A 5,431-nucleotide genomic window follows, 5' to 3' on the forward strand; every position below is an offset into this window, starting at 1 on the left:
AGGCACCGGGCTCACCCTGCGCACAGCGCTTCGGGGTCGAGGCGGAACCGGACCCGCTCACCGGGTCGCCGCTGCGCGCACTGCCACAGGTCTTCCTCGCGGACCACGGCCACCACGGGGTAGCCCCCGGTCGTCGGGTGGTCGGCGAGGAAGACGACCGGCTCACCGCTGGGCGGCACCTGGACGGCCCCGAGCACCATGCCCTGACTCGCGAGCTCTTCGTGGCGACGGCGTTCGAGGCTGGCGCCCGCGAGCCGCAGCCCCACCCGGTTGGAGTCGCCCAGCACGACGTACGGCGCCTGGCAGAGCGTCTCCAGCGCCTCGGCGCCGAACCAGTCGACCTGCGGTCCCGCCGAGATCCGCAGCGGTCCAGGCGCGGGCAGGCGCGGGGTGTCGAGCGCGCGCGGCGCCTGGCTGGATGCACCGACCGGCAGCAGCTGCCCGCCGGCCACGACGGGTGGCCCGACCCAGGCCAGGGTGTCCGTCGACCGCGATCCGAGCACCTCCGCGACGTCGATGCCACCGGCCACCGCGAGGTAGGAACGCACACCGGAGTCGGGGACGCCCAGGTGGAGGGTGGAGCCCGCGCCGATCCACTCCGGCTCCCCGAAGCTCCGGGCGACGCCGTCCACCAGCACCGGGCACGGCGCTCCGGTGACGGCGATCCAGTGCCCGCGGCCCTCGGCGCGTACGACGAGCCCCCCGAGCGTGGTCTCGAGCACGGCGCGGCCGGCGTCGTTGCCGACCAGACGGTTGCCGAGCCGGGCGGCGGGCGGGTCGAGGGCGCCGGCCCGGGGTACCCCGAGGTGGGCCAGCCCGGGCCGGCCCCGGTCCTGCACGGTCGTCAGGGGTCCCGGCTCGAGCACCCGCAGGCTCATCGGGCGACGAACCGGACACGGGTGCCGGGGACCAGCAGGGCGGGTCGCGCCCGCTCCTGGTCCCACAGCACGGTGGTGGTCCGGCCGAGGATCCGCCAGCCCCCCGGCGAGGCGGTGGGGTAGACCGCGCACCACTCCCCTGCCACCGCGACCGCTCCGGCCGGCACCCGGGGGCGCGGCGAGTCGAGCCGGGGCACGTGGAGCCGGGCCGGAAGGCCGGACAGGTAGGCGAAGCCGGGAGCGAAGCCGCAGAACGCCGCCACGAACTCCATCCGGGTGTGCGATTCGATGACCTCCTCGACCGACTGACCCCAGCGCTCGGCGACGTCGGCGAGGTCGGCACCGTCGTACTCGACCCCGATCTCGACGAGCTCGCCGGGCGGCGTCTCGGTGCCGGGCGTCCAGCCGGCCAGCCGTTCGCGCACCTGCCCCGGGTCGTCGACACCGTCGAGCAGGACGCTGCCGGCTGCCGGGACGACCTCCTGGAGGTTCAGTTCCCCGGCCCGGACCAGCTCGCGGACCCGGGCAGCGAGCGCGAGAGCCTGCGTGGCGTCGTCGGTCTCGACGAGAAGGGCTCGACGGCCCACGGGCGTGAGATGCACGCCGCCCAGTCTGCCCCGCATCGACGCGGCACGGAACGGCCCTGGAAATGGATGGAGGGGCTCCCGGCGGTATGAGCGTCAGGAGCCCCTCACGGGTGGTCGGGGGGTGACGCCCGACCGAACCGAACCGCCCCTGGGACCCCGCCGCCCCCGTCACCGGGCCGACGCGGCGAGTGCCTCGCCGTACGGGTCCTCGTTCCTGCTCGATCCCCGGTCCTGCTGCCTGCCGTGCGACCTGCAGTGGATCCGGTAGGAGAGTTCTACGCCGTGGCGCGTCGCGTCACAAGGGGTTCGAGGACTCGTGCCGGACATTCCTCCGGTCCCACAAGGCCCTCCCCAGAAAGGTCTGCGTTCTCCACAGGACATCCCCCGATCTCCACAGCCTGCGGACTGGACCTGTGGACAAGCCCGTTCGGCTGGTCAGAGCCCCCGGAGCTGGTGCCCGGCTGCCTCCAGCGCCCGTCGTACGGCGCGGGCGTGCTCGACGGCCCCCGGGTGGTCGCCGTGCACGCACAGCGAGTCGAGCTCCGGCTCGGCTCCGGCCGCGAGCTCGAGGGCATGATCGGCGATCCGATCCGCATCCGCGATCAGCGCCCCCGGCTCCGAGCGCGGCACCAGCCGGCCCTGCGCGGTGTAGGCACGGTCCGGGAAACCCTCGAGCAGGACCCGGCGGCCGGCGGCCGTGGCGAGGTCGAGGAGCACGCCGCCGGGCAGCCCCAGCACCGGCAGGTCACCGGAGCCGGCCAGCACGGCCAACGCCTGCGCCTCGTCGTCGAGCACCCGGTGGTAGAGAGCCCCGTGCGGCTTGAGGTAGCGCACCACACTGCCCTCCTCGCGCGCGATGTCGCTCAGGATCCCGACCTGCTCGGCGACCTGCTCGGCCAGCACCTCGGCAGCGACGTCGCGAGCCACCCGTCCGAAGTTCTCCCGATCGTCGTAGGAGACCTGGGCCCCGATCGACACCCCGAGCGCGGCTGCCTGACCGCAGACCGCGCGCATGATGCGCGCATTGCCGGCGTGGTAGCCGCACGCCACGTTCGCCGAGGTGACCACCCCGAGCAGAGCGGTGTCGTCGGTGATCTCCTCACCGAGGTCGGCGTTCAGGTCGAGCGGGCGGGGCTCGGCGGGGACGCGAGGGACGGCAGGCACACACCCGAAACTACCGCCGATAGGCTCGTTCACCATGGAGTCCCCCCTTGCCGCACCCGTGGCCGCCCGTCGGCCCGTGACCACCGCGTTCCACGGGGAGCAGCGGGTCGACGACTACGACTGGCTGCGCGCCAAGGACGACCCCGAGGTCGTCGCGTACGTCGAGGCGGAGAACGCCTTCACCGAGCAGCGGACCGCGCACCTGTCCGAGCTGCGGCAGCAGATCTTCGACGAGATCCGCGCCCGCACCCAGGAGACCGACCTCTCCGTGCCCACCCGCAACCGTGGTCACTGGTACTACGCCCGCTCCTTCGAGGGCCGCGAGTACGGCGCGAGCTGCCGCGTGCCGATCCGCGGCGAGGACGACTGGACCCCGCCGCAGCCGGCCGAGGACTGCTCCCCCGATGAGCCGGCCCTGCCGGGCGAGGAGCTGCTGCTCGACCTGAACGCGTTGGCCGAGGGCCATGAGTTCTTCTCCCTCGGCGGATCGTCGGTGAGCCCGGACGGCGCCCTGCTCGCCTACTCGACCGACGTCGTGGGCGACGAGCGCTACACCGTGCGGATCAAGGACCTGGCCAGCGGCGACCTGCTCTCCGACGAGATCGTCGGGGTCATCGGTGGTGCCACCTGGGACCGCGCCGGCGAGTACGTCTACTACACGACCATCGACGAGTCGTGGCGCGCCGACAAGATCTGGCGGCACCGGATCGGCACCGAGCAGGGTGAGGACGAGCTGGTCCACCACGAGCTCGACGCCCGCTTCTGGGTCGGCGTCGGTCGCAGCCGCAGCGACCGCTTCCTGATGATCGCGTCGGGCTCGAAGACCACCTCCGAGTACCGCTATCTCGACGCCGACGAGCCGGAGGCCGGGTTCCGGGTCTTCGCGCCGCGGGTGGAGGGGCTGGAGTACTCCCTGGACCACGCGGTGCTGGGGGGCGAGGACCGGTTCCTGGTGCTGCACAACCACACCGGGCCCGACTTCGAGCTCGCCCTCGCCCCGGTCTCCCCCACCACCCACGAGGCCTGGCAGCCGCTGATCGCCCACGACCCGGAGGTCCGGATCGAGGACGTGGACGCGTTCGCCGGCCACCTCGTGGTGCACCAGCGCAGCAAGGGCCTGACCCAGCTGCGCGTGCTGCACCTGGGCTCCACGCCGGACGAGCTGGTGACCGACGACCACTTCGTCGAGTTCGACGAGGAGATCTACACCGTGGGCTCAGGGAGCAACCCCGGGTTCCACCAGCCGGTGATCCGGCTCGGGTACACCTCGATGGCCGTGCCGTCCTCGGTCTACGACTACGACGTCCGCAGCCGGCAGCTGACGCTGCTGCGTCGTACCCCGGTCCTGGGCGGCTACGACCCCGCCGACTACGAGGAGCACCGACTCTGGGCCACCGCCGCGGACGGCCGGCAGGTGCCGATCTCGATCGTCGCGCGACGTGACGCCCGAGCAGCCGGCGAGCCGATTCCGGTGCTGCTCTACGGCTACGGCGCCTACGAGGCGTCCATGGACCCGTACTTCTCGATCCCGCGACTCTCGTTGCTGGACCGTGGTGCGGCGTTCGCGATCGCCCATGTCCGCGGCGGCGGCGAGATGGGGCGCCGCTGGTACGACGAGGGCAAGCTCGCGCACAAGCAGAACACCTTCTCCGACTTCATCGCCTGCGCCCGCCACCTCGTGGACACCGGGTGGACCACACCGGAACGCCTGGTCGCCGAGGGCGCGAGCGCCGGCGGCCTGCTGATCGGCGCCGTGGTCAACCAGGCACCCGAGCTGTTCGCGGGCGCGGTCGCAGGGGTCCCGTTCGTGGACGCCCTGACCTCGATGCTCGACTCGACCCTGCCGCTGACCGTCACGGAGTACGACGAGTGGGGCAACCCCGAGGCCGACCCCGAGGTCTACGCCTGCCTGCGGGCGTACGCGCCCTACGACAACGTGACCGCCCAGGACTACCCGCCGATCCTGGCCGAGACCTCGTTGAACGACACCCGGGTGCTCTACGTCGAGCCGGCGAAGTGGGTCGCGAAGCTGCGGGCCACGGCGACCGGTCGACGCGACTTCCTGCTGCGCACCGAGATGAGCGCCGGCCACGGCGGCGTCTCGGGGCGCTACAAGTCATGGCACGACCGCGCCTTCACCCTGGCCTGGATCCTCGAGCGGATGGGCCTGGCCGACGGAGCCGGCACGCCCGGCGCGCAGACCGAGCCGGAACTGAGAACTCCCTGAGAGTTCCGGGTTGTCGCAACTCCGACCAATCCCTGTACGTCCTTGCCTACGAAGACTCCATGCATCCCACCGGGAATCTCCGGGTACCACGGGACGTTGGACCGGACGTGAGGCGTTGTCTCGACAACGTCCATGACAGAGGAGGGCGTGGCATGGCAGTACGCACCGCAACCAGGACTCGCGAGATCGAGGGTCGGGACAGTGTGGGTCTCTACCTCGACGAGATCGCGCGCACGCCCCTGCTCGACGCGGTCACCGAGGTCGAGCTCGCCAAGACGATCGAGGCCGGTCTGATGGCCAAGGCCCTGCTCGCCGAGGGCCGGGTCGGCCGGCGCAAGGGCGGAGCCCCGATGTCCGCCACCCAGGAAGAGCTGGAGTGGCTGGTCGAGGAGGGCGAACGAGCCGTCCAGACCTTCATCACCGCCAACCTTCGCCTGGTCGTCTCCATCGCGCGCAAGTACGGTCGCGCGCAGATGCCGATGCTCGACCTGATCCAGGAGGGCAACACCGGCCTGATCCGCGCCGTCGAGAAGTTCGACTACGCCAAGGGCTACAAGTTCTCCACCTACGCCACC

General features: G+C 72.0%; 5 protein-coding genes. 2 read left to right on the top strand and 3 right to left on the bottom strand.

Annotated features, from left to right (window positions below):
• Nucleotides 1–11 precede the first annotated feature (11 nt).
• The 3 genes from ABZE72_RS15325 to ABZE72_RS15335 form a co-directional block, all read right to left on the bottom strand.
• The gene (locus ABZE72_RS15325; RefSeq protein ID WP_372729900.1) at nucleotides 12–878 is read right to left on the bottom strand and encodes a biotin-dependent carboxyltransferase family protein; all 867 of its coding nucleotides are present in this window, start codon (nucleotides 876–878) and stop codon (nucleotides 12–14) included.
• Nucleotides 875–1,480 (bottom strand): allophanate hydrolase subunit 1, encoded by a 606-nt coding sequence (locus ABZE72_RS15330; protein ID WP_372729901.1) that lies wholly within the window; start codon nucleotides 1,478–1,480, stop codon nucleotides 875–877. The genes ABZE72_RS15325 and ABZE72_RS15330 overlap by 4 nt, the downstream gene beginning before the upstream one ends.
• 420 nt (nucleotides 1,481–1,900) lie before the next feature.
• A complete protein-coding gene (locus ABZE72_RS15335) occupies nucleotides 1,901–2,629 on the bottom strand; it encodes a 5-oxoprolinase subunit PxpA (protein WP_372729902.1) in 729 nt (242 codons plus the stop codon).
• Nucleotides 2,630–2,663: 34 nt separating this feature from the next.
• Between ABZE72_RS15335 and ABZE72_RS15340 the strand changes: the two genes are divergently transcribed.
• Both ABZE72_RS15340 and ABZE72_RS15345 read left to right on the top strand, forming a co-directional pair.
• Nucleotides 2,664–4,856, top strand: coding sequence for a S9 family peptidase (locus ABZE72_RS15340; RefSeq protein ID WP_372729903.1), 2,193 nt, complete (start codon nucleotides 2,664–2,666; stop codon nucleotides 4,854–4,856).
• A gap of 152 nt (nucleotides 4,857–5,008) precedes the next feature.
• Nucleotides 5,009–5,431, top strand: a 423-nt coding sequence (locus ABZE72_RS15345) for a sigma-70 family RNA polymerase sigma factor (protein WP_372729904.1), incomplete at its 3' end; no start/stop codon positions are given.

This window comes from Nocardioides sp. (assembly GCF_041600255.1).
Taxonomy (GTDB): Bacteria; Actinomycetota; Actinomycetes; order Propionibacteriales; family Nocardioidaceae; genus Nocardioides.